Origin of the sequence: Enterobacter sp. 118C5, assembly GCF_034107645.1 — a bacterium.
GTDB classification, from domain to species: domain Bacteria; phylum Pseudomonadota; class Gammaproteobacteria; order Enterobacterales; family Enterobacteriaceae; genus Enterobacter; species Enterobacter nematophilus.
Genome location: NZ_JAWNEU010000006.1, coordinates 12,924 through 27,285, shown reverse-complemented (window position 1 = coordinate 27,285; position 14,362 = coordinate 12,924). Strand labels below are relative to the sequence as shown.

Sequence of the window (14,362 nt, the reverse complement as noted above, 5' to 3'; positions counted from 1 at the left end):
ATTTGCGCTTGCCAAAGTATAGATAATGCGTATAGTTCTCATTTGCATTGCAGCTAAAACATTCTAAGGCCCGTCAACGGGTCATTTTTGCGCGCACTTTCAAACGAGTTAACGATGAACAACACCAAAATGCACAAAACGCTGCTGGCGCTCGCCATTGGCGCGGTTACACATTCCGCCTGGGCGGCGGAGGATAAACAAGAAGACACCATCGTTGTGCAGTCTGCACCTGCCGGCGACTTTAAACCCGGCGGCGACCAGCTGGTGCCGGCCTTCCTTGACGGGCAGGTGGCGAACGGCGGACGCATGGGGATGCTCGGCCAGCAGAACGCCATGGACGTGCCGTTCAACATCATCAGCTACACCTCAAAGCTGGTGGAAGATCAGCAGGCGAAAACCATTGCTGACGTGGTCGCCAACGACGCGGGCGTGCAGTTCGTTCAGGGGTACGGCAACAGCGCGGAAACCTTCCGCATTCGCGGCCTGAAGTTTGACGGCGACGACATGACCTTTGGCGGCCTGTCCGGCGTGCTGCCGCGTCAGGTGGTGGATGCCCAGATGGTCGACCGCATCGAGATCTTCAAAGGGGCTAATTCCCTGATGAACGGTGCGGCAAGCTCCGGCGTGGGCGGGATGATCAACCTTGAGCCAAAACACGCGGGCGACACCCCGCAGGCGAAAGTGGGCGTGGACTACACCTCGGATTCGCAGATTGGCACCACGCTGGATGCGGGCCGTCGCTTTGGCGATAGCGACCAGTTCGGCGCGCGCGTGAACCTCGTGCATCGTGAAGGGGAAACCGGCGTACCGAACGATCGCCGCCGCACCACGCTGCTCTCCACCGGCCTGGACTACAAAGGCGACCGCTTCCGCACCTCGCTGGACCTGGGCTATCAGAAAAAAACCTTCCACGGCAGCCCGACCAGCGTCAACATCTCGGCGGTGGATTTCGTGCCTGAACCGCCGAAAAACGATCGTAACTTCTCGCAGAAGTGGGCCTACAGCGATATCGAAAACGAGTTCGGGATGTGGCGCAGCGAGTACGACATCACCGATAGCTGGACGGCCTATACCGGCCTGGGCGCGCAGCACGCGCATGAAGAAGGGATCTACAGCGCGCCGAAGCTGGTCGACAAGAGCGGCAAGGCGACGGTCAGCCGTCTGGATACCAACCGCATCAGCGATTCCGTCAGCGGCATGGCGGGCATTCGCGGCAACTTCAACACCGGCTTCGTCTCGCACAAGGTGAACGTCGGGTATTCCGCAATGACCAAAAACGAAAAAATCGCGTGGAAAATGTCGGCGACGAAGGATAACCCGACCACCAACATCTACCACAACACCGGCGTTGATATGCCGGACAGCACCAACTTCAACGGCTCCGGCGGTAAATACAGCGATCCGCTGACCAGCGGGCGCACCCGCACTCAGGGCTGGCTGCTGAGCGACACGCTGGGCGTGCTGGACGACACGCTGCTGTTCACCGCAGGCGCGCGCCATCAGAAAGTGGTCGTTCGCGGGTATAACAAAATTACCGGCGCAGAGAACGACGCGGACGGTTTCGACGGCAGCCGCTGGATGCCAACCTACGGCGTGGTCTACAAACCGTGGGAGGAAATTTCCCTCTACGCTAACCACACCGAAGCGCTGCAGCCGGGCAAAACCGCACCTAACACCGCCACCAACTACGGCCAGAGCACCGGCATCGTTCACTCTAAGCAGAACGAAGTGGGCGTGAAGGCGGACTTCGGGCGCGTGGGCGGCTCGCTGGCGCTGTTTGAGATCAAAATGCCCTCGGCGATCCTCGATGCTAACAATCACTACGGCCTGGACGCGGAACAGCGTAACCGGGGCGTGGAGCTGAACGTCTTCGGCGAGCCGATGCTCGGGATGCGCCTGAACGCCAGCGCCACCTGGCTGCAGGCGGAGCTGACGAAAACCAAAAACGGCGTGAACCAGGGCAACGATGCGATCGGCATTCCGAACTTCTACGCCGTGCTGGGCGCGGAGTACGACATCAAGCCGGTTGACGGCCTGACGGCGACCGCGCGCGTGAACCACTCCGGCACGCAGTATGCTGACCTCGCGAACACCAAAAAGCTCGACAGCTACACCACGCTGGATCTGGGCATGCGCTATCGCTTCGCGGTGAACCACAACGCAAACCAGATGACCGTGCGCGCGGGCATCGACAACGTGACCAACGAAAACTACTGGGCCAGCGTGGACGATTCCGGTACCTACATCACTCAGGGCGAGCCGCGTACCTTTAAGGTCTCGGTTGGCTACGAGTTCTAAGCGTTCCACCTCGTTATCCGGGGCACGGATGCCCCCATCCTTCCGTCACTGTGTTATAAAATTGTAATAAAAGCTTCTTACACTGGTCGCCAACTCCTTACCTCTTGGCCAATGACAGGAAGCCGCTATGGGCAGACCCCTCAAATCCGTATTTAAAAAAGAACATCGCGACGACATCGCTAACCGCAGCGCAAACCCGGTATTCTCCGAGGTAGCAGAGGTGTTCCTCTCCCGCCGCCGTTTTCTTCAGATGGGCGCCGTGGCGGGGGCTGCCGTTTCATTCCCCTTTTTGATCAAACCCGAAAATGCCGTTGCCGCGGTATCGAAGCCTTCCGCGCTGGCAAAGGCGGTTTCCCTGGGCTTTACCAGCATCGACGTCTCTACGGAGGATACGGTCAGGGTGCCGGAAGGCTATATTGCCCGCCCGTTCTATCGCTGGGGTGACCCGACGGGGATCAAGGGCAACATGCCGGCCTTTAAGCCGGACGCCAGCAACACCACGGACGAACAGGCCGTGCAGGCGGGCATGCACCACGACGGCATGGCGTGGTTCAGCCTGCCGCAGGGGGAGCAAAATCCGGAGCATGGCCTGCTGGCGCTGAACCATGAATACATCGACAACGGGATGCTGTTTACCGACGGTACGGCGAACTGGAGCCTCGACAAGGCCCGCAAGGGGCAGAACGCGATGGGCGTCTCGGTAGTGGAAGTGAAAAAAGCGGGCAGCGACTGGCAGGTGGTACGCCCGTCCTCCTATGCCCGCCGCATCACCGTCAATACGCCGATGCAGCTTACCGGCCCGGCGCGGCATCAGGACTTAATGAAAACCGCCGCTGACCCGCAGGGGGAACGCGTGCTGGGCACCATGCAAAACTGCGCCAACGGGCATACGCCGTGGGGCACCTATCTCACCTGCGAGGAAAACTGGTCGGATATTTTTGTCAAAAAAGCCGATCGCAACCCGCTGGAAAAACGCTACGGCATCAGCGACAGCGATGAATCCTACCGCTGGAACGAGGTGGATGAGCGGTTCAGCGTCGATAAAACACCTAACGAACCCAACCGTTTCGGCTGGGTCGTGGAGATCGATCCCTACAACCCGACCTCCACCCCGCGCAAGCACACCGCCCTGGGCCGCTTCAAGCATGAGGGGGCTGCCGTCACGCTCGCCGCCGATAACCGCGTGGTGGTCTATATGGGTGACGATCAGAAGTTTGAGTACATCTATAAGTTTGTCTCGGACAAAAAATACGATCCCGCTAACCGTGAAGCCAATATGCAGCTGCTGACCTCCGGTACGCTGTACGTCGCCAGGTTCAACGAGGACGGGAGCGGCGACTGGCTGCCGCTGGTCTTCGGGCAAAATGGCCTGGATAAAAGCAAAGGATTTGAAAGCCAGGGCGATCTGCTGATTAAAACCCGCCTGGCGGCCGACGCGGTGGGGGCAACCAAAATGGATCGTCCCGAGTGGATAGCCGTCGATCCGCACGCCAGCGGCAGCGTCTACTGTACGCTCACCAACAACAGCGATCGCGGAAAAGAGGGGAAGGCGCCGGTGGATGCCGCCAACCCGCGCGCCAACAACGTGTTTGGTCATATTATGCACTGGCACGAAGACGGAGCGGACCCTGCTGCTGCACGCTTTAAGTGGGATATTCTGGTCATGGCCGGACGCACCGACGGCGACGATCCGAAGGCCAAAGGCTCCATGCAGGGCGCGGCATTCGGCAGCCCGGACGGACTGTCGTTCGATCATCAGGGCGTCCTGTGGATCCAGACCGACGTCTCCTCCAGCACCATCAATAAGAAAGCCTACGAGGGGATGGGTAATAACCAGATGGTGGCCACCATTCCGGGCACCAACGAGTATCGCCGGTTCCTGACCGGGCCGCGCGGGTGCGAAATCACCGGCATTGCGTTTACGCCGGACAACCGGACGCTGTTTATCAACATTCAGCATCCGGGGGAGGGCGGGGATGATATTACCGATCCGGCCAATCCGCGCGCCGTCTCCAACTGGCCGGACGCCAGCCCGAACGGACGCCCGCGTTCGTCAACGGTAGTGATAGTTAAAGCGGACGGCGGAATTATCGGGTCGTGACGTTTATCCGCCGGGCGCACGCGCTGGCCCGGCGTTAAGCTTGCTACCACCAGCATGAAGTGTTAAAACGTGCCCCTTCTAAAAAAGAGACAGGGGTAGGGCGTGAAAGACGCGTCATCCGCTTCAGGCCATGGTAGCGCTGAAGCCTCGTCGGATCAGAATCCGACGCTGCAACGTGGTTTGCAAAATCGACATATTCAGTTAATTGCCCTCGGCGGCGCGATAGGTACCGGGCTGTTTCTCGGTATCGGCCCCGCCATTCAGATGGCCGGCCCGGCGGTTCTGCTGGGTTACGCTATCGCCGGGATTATCGCCTTCCTGATCATGCGCCAGCTCGGCGAGATGGTCGTTGAAGAGCCGGTGTCAGGCTCCTTCGCACACTTTGCCTATAAATACTGGGGCCCGTTCGCAGGCTTCCTCTCCGGCTGGAACTACTGGGTGATGTTCGTGCTGGTGGGGATGGCGGAGCTGACCGCCGCAGGCATCTACATGCAGTACTGGCTCCCGGACGTGCCCACGTGGATTTGGGCGGCGGCCTTCTTCATCATCATTAACGCCGTTAACCTCGTCAACGTGCGGCTGTATGGCGAAACCGAGTTCTGGTTTGCGCTGATCAAGGTGCTGGCGATTATCGGCATGATCGGCTTTGGCCTGTGGCTGCTGTTCTCCGGCCACGGCGGCGAGCGGGCCACTATCGACAACCTGTGGCAGCACGGCGGCTTTCTGGCGACCGGCTGGAAAGGGCTGATCCTCTCCCTGGCGGTGATCATGTTCTCCTTCGGCGGGCTGGAGCTGATCGGTATCACCGCTGCCGAAGCGCGCGACCCGCACAAAAGCATTCCGAAAGCGGTCAACCAGGTGGTGTACCGTATTCTGCTGTTCTATATCGGCTCGCTGGTGGTGCTGCTGGCGCTCTACCCGTGGGTGGAAGTGAAGTCCGACAGCAGCCCGTTCGTGATGATTTTCCACGATCTCAACAGCAACGTGGTGGCTTCGGCGCTGAACTTCGTCATCCTCGTGGCCTCGCTGTCGGTCTATAACAGCGGCGTTTACTCTAATAGCCGTATGCTGTTTGGCCTCTCCGTACAGGGCAACGCGCCGAAGTTCCTCACCCGCGTCAGCCGTCGCGGCGTGCCGGTTAACTCGCTGTTCCTTTCCGGCGCGATTACCTCTCTGGTAGTGCTAATTAACTACCTTTTGCCGAAACAGGCCTTCGGCCTGCTGATGGCGCTGGTGGTTGCCACGCTGCTGCTGAACTGGATCATGATCTGCCTGGCGCACCTGCGCTTTCGCGCGGCGATGCGCCGCAAGGGGCGCGAGACGCAGTTTAAGGCGCTGCTCTACCCGGCGGGGAACTATATCTGTATCGCGTTCCTGGGGCTGATTCTGGTGCTGATGTGCACTATGGATGAGATGCGACTTTCGGCAATGCTGCTGCCGGTGTGGGTGGTGTTCCTGTTTATTGCGTTTAAGCTCTCTCGAAGGTAAAAGCAAAACGGCAACCTGGTTGCCGTTTTTAGTGTTTGCACCCTCTCCCTGTGGGAGAGGGCTGGGGTGAGGGCACCAGGCCGCACCATCACCCCGCCTTCACCCCCGGTGGCGCTGCGCTTACCGGGCCTACAAAAGACTGCTCCATCTTTATCGTGACCCCTCTCCCAAATCTTCTACGATCCACAGGATCTTTATTTTGTAATCGATTACTTTTTATCTGAACCGTTTTGTAATCGATTACTTTTTCCGGGTGGGGCTTATCATGGTGTCAACTGAAAGTAGTGAAAAGGCGATAGCGCAGCACCGGCTGCTGGTGCCGCGGCTGTCGCTAATGATGTTTTTGCAGTTTTTTATCTGGGGTAGCTGGTCAGTTACGCTCGGCCTGGTGATGACCCAGCACAACATGTCTCTGCTGATTGGCGATGCGTTCTCCGCCGGGCCAATCGCCTCCATTCTCTCGCCGTTCGTGCTCGGGATGCTGGTGGACCGCTTCTTCGCCTCGCAGAAGGTGATGGCGGTGATGCACCTGGCGGGGGCTGCAATCCTCTGGTTCGTGCCGGGCGCGCTGATTGCCGAAAACGGCGCGCTGCTGATTGGCCTGCTGTTTGGCTACACGCTCTGCTACATGCCGACGCTGGCGCTGACCAACAACATCGCGTTTCACAGCCTGGCGAACGTGGATAAAACCTTCCCGGTGGTGCGCGTGTTCGGCACCATCGGCTGGATCGTGGCGGGCATTTTCATTGGCGTCACCGGCGTGGCGTCCAGCGTCACCATCTTCCAGGTGGCGGCGGCCAGCTCCGTGCTGCTGGCTCTCTACAGCCTGACGCTGCCGCACACGCCTGCTCCGGCGAAAGGCCTGCCGGTGAAGGTGCGCGATCTCTTCTGCGCGGATGCCTTTGCGCTGCTCAAAACCCGCCACTTCTTCGTTTTCTCCGTCTGCGCGATGCTGATCTCCGTTCCGCTCGGCACCTACTACGCCTACACCGCCTCGTACCTGGCGGATGCCGGGATTGCGGACGTCAGCACCGCCATGTCGTTCGGGCAGATGTCCGAGATCTTCTTCATGCTGGTCATTCCGCTGCTGTTCCGCCGTCTGGGCGTGAAGGTCATGCTGCTGATCGGCATGCTGGCGTGGTTTGTGCGTTACGCCATGTTCGCGCTGGGCGTCAGCGAGGAGGGGCGCATCCTGCTGTACCTCGGCATTCTGCTCCACGGCGTCTGCTACGATTTCTTCTTTGTCGTCGGCTTTATCTACACCGACCGCGTGGCGGGCGAAAAGGTGAAAGGTCAGGCCCAGAGCATGATCGTGATGTTCACCTACGGCATCGGCATGCTCCTCGGCTCGCAGATTTCCGGCGCGCTCTATAACCGCCTGGTGGCCGGGCAGACCGTGCCGCAGGCGTGGGTGACATTCTGGTGGATCCCGGCGGTGGCTGCCGCGGCGATCGCGCTGATTTTCCTTCTCACGTTTAAGTATGACGATGACAAGGCGTAACGTTCAGGAGGTGGTATGAGGACGATAAAAGGGCCCGGCATTTTTCTCTCGCAGTTTATTGGCGCAGAAGCGCCGTTTAACTCGCTCGACGGGCTGGCTGGATGGGCGGCAGATAAAGGTTATAAGGCGGTGCAGATCCCCTGCAACCATCCGCACATTTTTGACGTGGAGAAAGCCGCAGAGAGCCAGGCCTACTGCGATGACATCAGCGGTAAGCTGGCCGCGAACGGGCTGGCCATCAGCGAGCTGTCGACCCATCTGGAAGGGCAGCTCGTGGCGGTAAACCCCGCCTACAGCGACGCGTTTGACCACTTCGCGCCCGCGTCCGTGCGCGGTAACGATGCGGCGCGTCGGGCGTGGGCCACGGATAAGCTTAAGCAGGCGGCGGTCGCCTCGGCAAGATTAGGCCTGAAAGCGCACGCCACCTTCTCTGGCTCGCTGGCCTGGCCGTTTTTCTACCCGTGGCCGCCCCATAACGAACAGCGTTTTCAGGAAGCGTTCGAGGCGCTGGCAAACCGCTGGCGGCCGATTCTGGATACCTTCGACGAGCAGGGGGTGGACGTCTGCTTTGAGCTGCACCCGGGGGAAGATCTGCACGACGGCGTGACCTTCGAGCGTTTTCTGGCGCAGGTGGATAACCATCCGCGCTGCAATATTCTCTTTGACCCGAGCCATATGCTGCTGCAGCAGATGGACTACCTGACCTTTATCGACATCTACCACGCGCGCATCAAGGCGTTCCACGTGAAGGATGCGGAGTTCCGCCCCAGCGGACGCAGCGGCGTATACGGCGGCTACCAGCCGTGGATCAACCGCGCCGGTCGCTTCCGGTCGCTCGGCGACGGGCAGATCGACTTTAAGGGCATTTTCAGCAAGCTGACCCAGTACGACTATGACGGCTGGGCGGTGCTGGAGTGGGAGTGCTGCCTGAAGGACGGCGATACCGGCGCGCGCGAAGGCAGCGAATTTATTCGCCGCCACATCATTCCGGTCTCCGGGCGCGCGTTTGATGATTTCGCCGCTGGAGGCAAGCATGATTAACGTCGGGATTATCGGCAGCGGGTTTATCGGCCCGGCGCATATCGAGGCGCTGCGGCGTCTCGGTTTTGTGCAGGTTGTGGCCCTCTGCGACGGCACGCTTGCCAAAGCGCAGGAAAAGGCGCGTGCCATGAATATGCCGCACGTCTACGCCAGCGTAGAGGATCTGCTGGCGCACCCCGATCTGCACGTAGTGCACAACTGCACGCCGAACCACCTTCACGCCGAGATTAACCGCCGGATCCTGCGCGCGGGCAAGCACGTGTTTTCCGAAAAGCCGCTGTGCATGACCCCGGACGAGGCGCGCGAGCTGGTGGCGCTGGCGGAGCAGGCGGGCGCGGTGCACGGCGTGAGCTTCGTCTATCGGCAGTTTGCGATGGTGCGCCAGGCGGCGAGCATGCTGCGTGCGGGCAGCGTCGGGCGGCTTTTTGCCTCGCACGGCAGCTATCTGCAGGACTGGATGCTGCTGGAAACCGACTACAACTGGCGGGTGGATGCCGCGCTCGGCGGCGCATCGCGCGCGGTGGCGGATATCGGCTCCCACTGGTGCGACACGGTGCAGTTCGTCACCGGGCGGCGCATTACCGAGGTGATGGCGGATCTCTCCATCGTCTGGCCGACGCGCAGGGCCAGCAGGGGCGGAAATCAAACCTTCTCCCACGACGAGCAGGCGGAGTATGAAGACAAACCGGTTACCACCGAAGACTTCGGCTCGGTGCTGTTCCGCTTTGACGACGGCAGCAAGGGCAGCTTTAGCGTCTCGCAGGTGAGCGCCGGGCGTAAAAACCGCCTGACGTTTGAGATCAACGGCAGCGAGCGCTCGCTGGCGTGGGATCAGGAGGTGCCGCAGCAGCTGTGGATCGGCCATCGCGCGCAGGCCAACCAGACGCTCACCGACGATCCGGGGCTGATGAACCCTGACGTTGCCGACAGCGCCCACTTCCCCGGCGGGCATATTGAAGGCTGGCCGGACGCCTTCAAAAATATGATGGCGCAGTTCTACCGCGCCGTGCAGGCGGGCGCGATGCCGGAGGCGCCGCAGTTTGCAACGTTTCACGATGGCGCAAACGTGATGTATATCATTGATGCTATTGTGAAAAGCCATCAGCAGCAGCGCTGGGTGCGCGTGGAACAATAACGCGTTGCCCGGTTCGCCGGGCAATAAATTTATGGTAGCCTGCACAAAACGCTAACCGCAGGATGTGTCGTCGCTATGTCAATTCAGAAAATCGCTCAGCTGGCCGGGGTCTCCGTGGCGACGGTCTCCCGCGTGCTGAATAACAGCGACACCGTGAAGGCGAAAAACCGCGAGCGCGTTCTGCGGGCGATTCAGGAGAGCAACTACCAGCCAAACCTGCTCGCCCGTCAGCTGCGCACCGCCCGCAGCTATATGATCCTGGTGATGGTGTCCAACATTGCCAACCCGTTCTGCGCCGAGGTGGTGAAGGGCATCGAAGCCGAGGCCGAGAAAAACGGCTACCGCATTCTGCTGTGCAACTCCGGCTCGGACATTGAGCGCTCCCGCTCGGGCTTAAGCCTGCTTTCCGGCAAAATCGTCGACGGGATTATCACCATGGACGCCTTCTCGAAGCTGCCGGAACTTGCCGCGCTGATTGGTTCTGCCCCGTGGGTGCAGTGCGCCGAATACGCCGATGCGGGCGCGGTCTCCTGCGTCGGCATCAATGATGTGGACGCTTCACAGCATGCCGTCAGCCGGCTGGCCGACGGCGGCCGCAAGCGCATCGCAATGATCAACCACGATCTCAGCTACAAATATGCCCGCCTGCGCGAGCGCGGCTACAAGAGCGTGATCCACCTGCGGGATCTGGACTATCAGGCCGTGGAGTATGCCAGCGATCTCAGCTCCGGTGCGGGCATGGCCGCGATGCAAAATCTGCTGAAAGAGAATCCGCCGGACGCGGTATTTGCCGTTTCCGACACGCTGGCGGCGGGCGCGCTGCGCGCCATTCAGCAGGCCGGGCTGCGGGTGCCGGAGGATATTGCGGTCGTGGGCTTTGACGGCACCGAGCTGGCGGAGATGATTTCGCTCACCACCATTGAGCAGCCGTCGCGGGATATCGGGCGCAAGGCGGTCGATCTGCTCTTAAACAAGATCGACAACCCGGATGCGCCCACGGAAAGGGTGATGATGGACTGGCGCTTTATTTCCCGCGCCAGCACCTGATTATTTTGCGATAACGCCCGCCAGGGAGCGAATATCGTTCCCGGTTGGCGACTGGTGAATACGCAGACCAAATTCATCCACCACCGCGAAAATATGGTCGAAGATGTCGGCCTGAATCTCCTCATATTCCGCCCAGACTACCGTGTTGGTGAAGGCATATATTTCAATCGGCAGACCGTTGGCGTCCGGCGCGAGCTGGCGCACCATTAGCGTCATATCTTTGCGAATGCGCGGGTGATTGCGCAAATATTCATTCAGGTAGGCGCGGAAGGTGCCGATATTGGTCATCTTGCGCAGGTTTAATACCGATTCCCCTTCGCCGTTCTGCTGATTCCACAGGCTAATTTCCTCATGGCGCGCGGCCAGATAGGGCTTCAGCAGCCTGGACTGAATCAGCTTCTGCTGCTCCTGCTCGTCGAGAAAATGAATGCTGGTAGTATCGATATTCAGGCTGCGCTTGATGCGTCGCCCGCCCGAGGCGGACATCCCGCTCCAGTTGATAAAGGCGTCGGAGACCAGCGCCCACGTCGGGATGGTGGTGATGGTGTTATCGAAGTTGCGCACCTTCACGGTGGTCAGGCCGATGTCCGTCACCGTGCCGTTGGCGCCGTACTTCGGCATCTCCAGCCAGTCGCCGAGCTTGAGCATGTCGTTGGCGGAGAGCTGTATCCCGGCAACCAGACCGAGAATCGGATCCTTAAAGACCAGCATCAGAACGGCTGCCATGGCCCCCAGGCCGCTGATCAGAATCGCCGGGGACTGGCCGATCAGCAGGGAGATAATCAAAATCCCCACCAGAATTGCGCTCACCAGCTTGATGCCCTGGAAGATCCCCTTCAGCGGCAGCTGCGACGCGGTCGCCATCTTTTGCGACAGATTAAATATCACGTCCAGCAGCGAGAAGAAGGAGAGCAGGGCATACACCATCACCCACAGCTTCGCGCAGGTGGTGAGCATTTCCGCCGCTTCGCTGCCTTTTTGCAGCCACAGTACCGCCTGAACGTTGACGATTATCCCCTGCAGGGTAAATGCCAGACGGTGAAATAATTTATTCTGGGTAATGATCTGCAGCCACAAATGGCTGCTGGCCTGCGCGCGCTTCTCGAATGCGCGCAGCACCAGCTTGTGCAGAATAAAATGAACGATGATGGCGGTGAGAAAAATAATACCAAAGATAATCACTAAAGAGGTGGTGTGATTAATTTCAATGCCTAACTCTTCAACCTGAGCAATTAATTCCTGCATAACATCTCCTGTATTGTTGCAGCTACCATAATGACCGCTGTGAATTCATTATGCAAACGCAACGCTGATGCACCTGAAGAGAAGATCGCCTGCTTCCGGCCGGAGCAGGGAAGGGGGACCGTTGTCAGAACGAGATCGCCTCGGCGATTCATAGTGCGGTTGCGCAGGAGGTTAGCGGGAAATCAACGTAATACGTTATAAGATCATTGCGAGAACGTTCACTTCAGGTTTAAATTTTCCCTAAGAGCGTTATATATAAAAATTACGCTCCGTGTTGACGCCCTCTACAAAGAAATAACCATGCGATGACGTCATCCCAGAATACTAAAAAAGTTCAAAAAAAACAGTGAAAATTACCACCCTCCGTCATCAGGCTGATTCGGAAATGTTAATATCTTTCTGGAAGTTTATTAATTGTAATAAGGATTCCTCGATTTACTTCGATATAACCGCCGTTGCGTAAGTCGCTAAGAATTTTCATTACTCGGCTGCGGGAGATACGCGTTTTCTCCTGAATATAATCGCTTACGTTGATTTGCGACCGAAGATCCTCATCTTCGCTCATCAGCGCCATCAGATTTAGCCGAATAAGTTCATAGGTAGAAAGACCGGCGGACGTTTTATGAGCATGAAGGAGCTGTTTTATGCCATACATATAAACATAAGAGATATCTTTCCACAGGCTCTCATGGTTGATCACCTCCAGAACGTTTTTGCTTGGCATAATCTCATAATGAATGGTGGTATAAGCCTTCACAAATGTATCCGCGTTAATATCGACCAGTTCGTTCACGCCTAAGATCATTGGTGCTTTAAAGTATTTCAATAACAATTGATCGCTGTTGCGATATGCTGCGGCTATGCCGTCATGAAGAATAAAAGTCATTGGCTCCGCATGATTATCAAGCGAGATGAGCTGGCGTGCGCGGGCGGTTTTGATGCGAGAAGCGTCGCTAATCCCTGCGATGAGATTATGAAAATGGTTCACTGGTTTCATGAGCTTAAAAGTCCTGAAAGATGTTATTTATCACTAATAATAGAAGATTTTGCTTGAGGGGCTCAGATTAAATTGCGCCACCGGGAGAAGGTGTGAGGGTTATGGCCTGGAGTTAAAATGAACTACCATCAGAACTTTTGAGGGAGATGTTGCGTGTTGTTAGATCATGCCTGCCGAATCGTAAATCAATGCGAAACCGCCTTCCGATGGCGGTTCCATGAAGCGTAAGAATTTAGTTATAGGCAAAAGTCATCGTGATGTTAGCGACAATGGAGCCAGGCGTTACGCCGCCATTTTTGCTGAAGGCGCGGGCCTGCATATTCCATGTCGGTTTACCATCTGCTGCATCAGCAATCTGCAGAGTCGCAGTTTTGCCATCGCCATATTTTTCATCCGCTAAACCCTGAAGCTGAACGGCGACATTCTTGGCATCGCCACTATTCACATAAAGGGACTCTGGATCTGCTGCATCTGCATCACCGCTAAAGGTAGCGGTAACGCTGGAAGTTCCCGCCGGACAATTTTGCAGCGAAACATTCACGGGTATCCATGCAGAGCTGCTACCCGCGGCGTTCAAATCGGCGGTCTGGAGACTGTCGCCAAGATTCACCGGCACATCAGCATTACCCGAGATTTCACAGGGTGAGGCTACCACGGTACCCGTCACCTGAAGATTCACAGGGTCACCAGCAAACGCACCTTGTGGGAACGCAAATGCTGTCATCAGCGCCAGAGCGGAAGAAAAAACGATATTAGTTGTATAACGCATAATAAGAATCCATTAAATAGAGGTTGTGTGCATTTCGCCAATAGCGCCAAAGTCGCTAATGACGTTAAATTTAAGGTTGCCTCCGGTTACGCCTGAGGGCAGGGTAAAGGAGGTGGTACTTTCAGGTGCGGCCCAGGAAACATTCGTGAGCTTCTTACCCGCGAGGGTAATTTCGTTGAAGTTAATAAAGCATGGCGAGGCATTAGTCACTTCGAGTTTATTTCCAACAATACGCCAACTGAGTTTCGCGCTCTCTTTTTCGACGTCCATGTTTTTCAGCGCCGCCGGACGGTAAATAAGCTTGATATTGGTGGCAACAGCAATTTGCAGCGTATTTTTTTCACGTGGCGCCGAGGGTATCGCCTTGATACGCAGCCAGTACATCGATTCTCTATCTTGCGGCAAGGTTCCGGTGAGGATAATGCGCATCAGATTTTCATTACCGCCATTAAGACGATATAACGGTGGGGTAATGACGAACGGCGGTTTTTGCACGTTTTCGGTCAGATTATTAACTACTGTCTGGATTAAATAAGGGGTGGCATCCGGATTACGGACGCTGATTGAGACCTCTTTTTTAGAACCATCATATAAAACACGCGTTCCACCTACGGCGACAGTTGCGTAGGTATTCTGCGCAGCAGCAATAATAAGAATGCCGCTTATAAGACGTAGAAAGATATTCAACGGATTACTCCAGAAATATTTAAAATTAGATTTCCCTAATAAATTAAAGACAA

The 14,362-nt window shown here is 57.3% G+C and carries 11 protein-coding genes; 7 read left to right on the top strand and 4 right to left on the bottom strand.

The features are described 5' to 3' along the window. Positions 1 to 114: 114 nt before the first annotated feature. The 7 genes from UTO39_RS12660 (at position 115) to UTO39_RS12630 (ending at position 10,611) form a co-directional block, all read left to right on the top strand. Positions 115 to 2,298 carry a TonB-dependent siderophore receptor gene (locus UTO39_RS12660; protein ID WP_320727308.1) on the top strand — a complete coding sequence of 728 codons (2,184 nt, stop codon included), beginning with the start codon at positions 115 to 117 and terminating at the stop codon, positions 2,296 to 2,298. Between the two features lie 127 nt (positions 2,299 to 2,425). After that, positions 2,426 to 4,399 carry a PhoX family phosphatase gene (locus UTO39_RS12655; RefSeq protein WP_320727307.1) on the top strand — a complete coding sequence of 658 codons (1,974 nt, stop codon included), beginning with the start codon at positions 2,426 to 2,428 and terminating at the stop codon, positions 4,397 to 4,399. Positions 4,400 to 4,501: 102 nt separating this feature from the next. Continuing rightward, positions 4,502 to 5,887 (top strand): phenylalanine transporter, encoded by a 1,386-nt coding sequence (gene pheP, locus UTO39_RS12650; RefSeq protein ID WP_061098970.1) that lies wholly within the window; start codon positions 4,502 to 4,504, stop codon positions 5,885 to 5,887. Positions 5,888 to 6,152: 265 nt separating this feature from the next. Beyond that, entirely contained in the window at positions 6,153 to 7,388 is a 1,236-nt protein-coding gene (locus tag UTO39_RS12645) for an MFS transporter (RefSeq protein ID WP_126345080.1), read from the top strand. A 15-nt stretch (positions 7,389 to 7,403) separates the two neighbouring features. Further along, positions 7,404 to 8,429, top strand: coding sequence for a sugar phosphate isomerase/epimerase family protein (locus UTO39_RS12640; protein WP_320727306.1), 1,026 nt, complete (start codon positions 7,404 to 7,406; stop codon positions 8,427 to 8,429). Then, positions 8,422 to 9,564: a Gfo/Idh/MocA family oxidoreductase gene (locus tag UTO39_RS12635; RefSeq protein WP_320727305.1), complete on the top strand. Its 1,143-nt coding sequence runs from the start codon at positions 8,422 to 8,424 to the stop codon at positions 9,562 to 9,564. Before UTO39_RS12640 ends, UTO39_RS12635 begins: the two co-directional genes overlap by 8 nt. Before the next feature lie 75 nt (positions 9,565 to 9,639). Next, positions 9,640 to 10,611: a LacI family DNA-binding transcriptional regulator gene (locus tag UTO39_RS12630; RefSeq protein ID WP_266178600.1), complete on the top strand. Its 972-nt coding sequence runs from the start codon at positions 9,640 to 9,642 to the stop codon at positions 10,609 to 10,611. Here UTO39_RS12630 and UTO39_RS12625 read toward each other — a convergent pair whose 3' ends face one another. The 4 genes from UTO39_RS12625 to UTO39_RS12610 all read right to left on the bottom strand — a co-directional run bounded on the left by UTO39_RS12625 (position 10,612) and on the right by UTO39_RS12610 (position 14,309). Beyond that, positions 10,612 to 11,856 carry a mechanosensitive ion channel family protein gene (locus tag UTO39_RS12625; protein ID WP_320727304.1) on the bottom strand — a complete coding sequence of 415 codons (1,245 nt, stop codon included), beginning with the start codon at positions 11,854 to 11,856 and terminating at the stop codon, positions 10,612 to 10,614. 388 nt (positions 11,857 to 12,244) lie between these two features. Continuing rightward, positions 12,245 to 12,853 (bottom strand): helix-turn-helix domain-containing protein, encoded by a 609-nt coding sequence (locus UTO39_RS12620; RefSeq protein WP_320727303.1) that lies wholly within the window; start codon positions 12,851 to 12,853, stop codon positions 12,245 to 12,247. 232 nt (positions 12,854 to 13,085) lie between these two features. After that, positions 13,086 to 13,622, bottom strand: a complete 537-nt coding sequence (locus tag UTO39_RS12615) for a fimbrial protein (RefSeq protein ID WP_320727302.1) — start codon at positions 13,620 to 13,622, stop codon at positions 13,086 to 13,088. Positions 13,623 to 13,634: 12 nt separating this feature from the next. After that, the gene (locus tag UTO39_RS12610; RefSeq protein ID WP_320727301.1) at positions 13,635 to 14,309 is read right to left on the bottom strand and encodes a molecular chaperone; all 675 of its coding nucleotides are present in this window, start codon (positions 14,307 to 14,309) and stop codon (positions 13,635 to 13,637) included. Positions 14,310 to 14,362: the final 53 nt, after the last annotated feature.

What these genes read in the sequence shown, in the direction of transcription:
- UTO39_RS12660 (WP_320727308.1), top strand. Translation starts at nt 115, where the DNA reads ATGAACAACACCAAAATGCACAAAACGCTGCTGGCGCTCGCCATTGGC.
- UTO39_RS12655 (WP_320727307.1), top strand. Translation starts at nt 2,426, where the DNA reads ATGGGCAGACCCCTCAAATCCGTATTTAAAAAAGAACATCGCGACGAC.
- UTO39_RS12645 (WP_126345080.1), top strand. Translation starts at nt 6,153, where the DNA reads ATGGTGTCAACTGAAAGTAGTGAAAAGGCGATAGCGCAGCACCGGCTG.
- UTO39_RS12640 (WP_320727306.1), top strand. Translation starts at nt 7,404, where the DNA reads ATGAGGACGATAAAAGGGCCCGGCATTTTTCTCTCGCAGTTTATTGGC.
- UTO39_RS12635 (WP_320727305.1), top strand. Translation starts at nt 8,422, where the DNA reads ATGATTAACGTCGGGATTATCGGCAGCGGGTTTATCGGCCCGGCGCAT.
- UTO39_RS12630 (WP_266178600.1), top strand. Translation starts at nt 9,640, where the DNA reads ATGTCAATTCAGAAAATCGCTCAGCTGGCCGGGGTCTCCGTGGCGACG.
- UTO39_RS12625 (WP_320727304.1), bottom strand. Translation starts at nt 11,856, where the DNA reads ATGCAGGAATTAATTGCTCAGGTTGAAGAGTTAGGCATTGAAATTAAT.
- UTO39_RS12620 (WP_320727303.1), bottom strand. Translation starts at nt 12,853, where the DNA reads ATGAAACCAGTGAACCATTTTCATAATCTCATCGCAGGGATTAGCGAC.
- UTO39_RS12615 (WP_320727302.1), bottom strand. Translation starts at nt 13,622, where the DNA reads ATGCGTTATACAACTAATATCGTTTTTTCTTCCGCTCTGGCGCTGATG.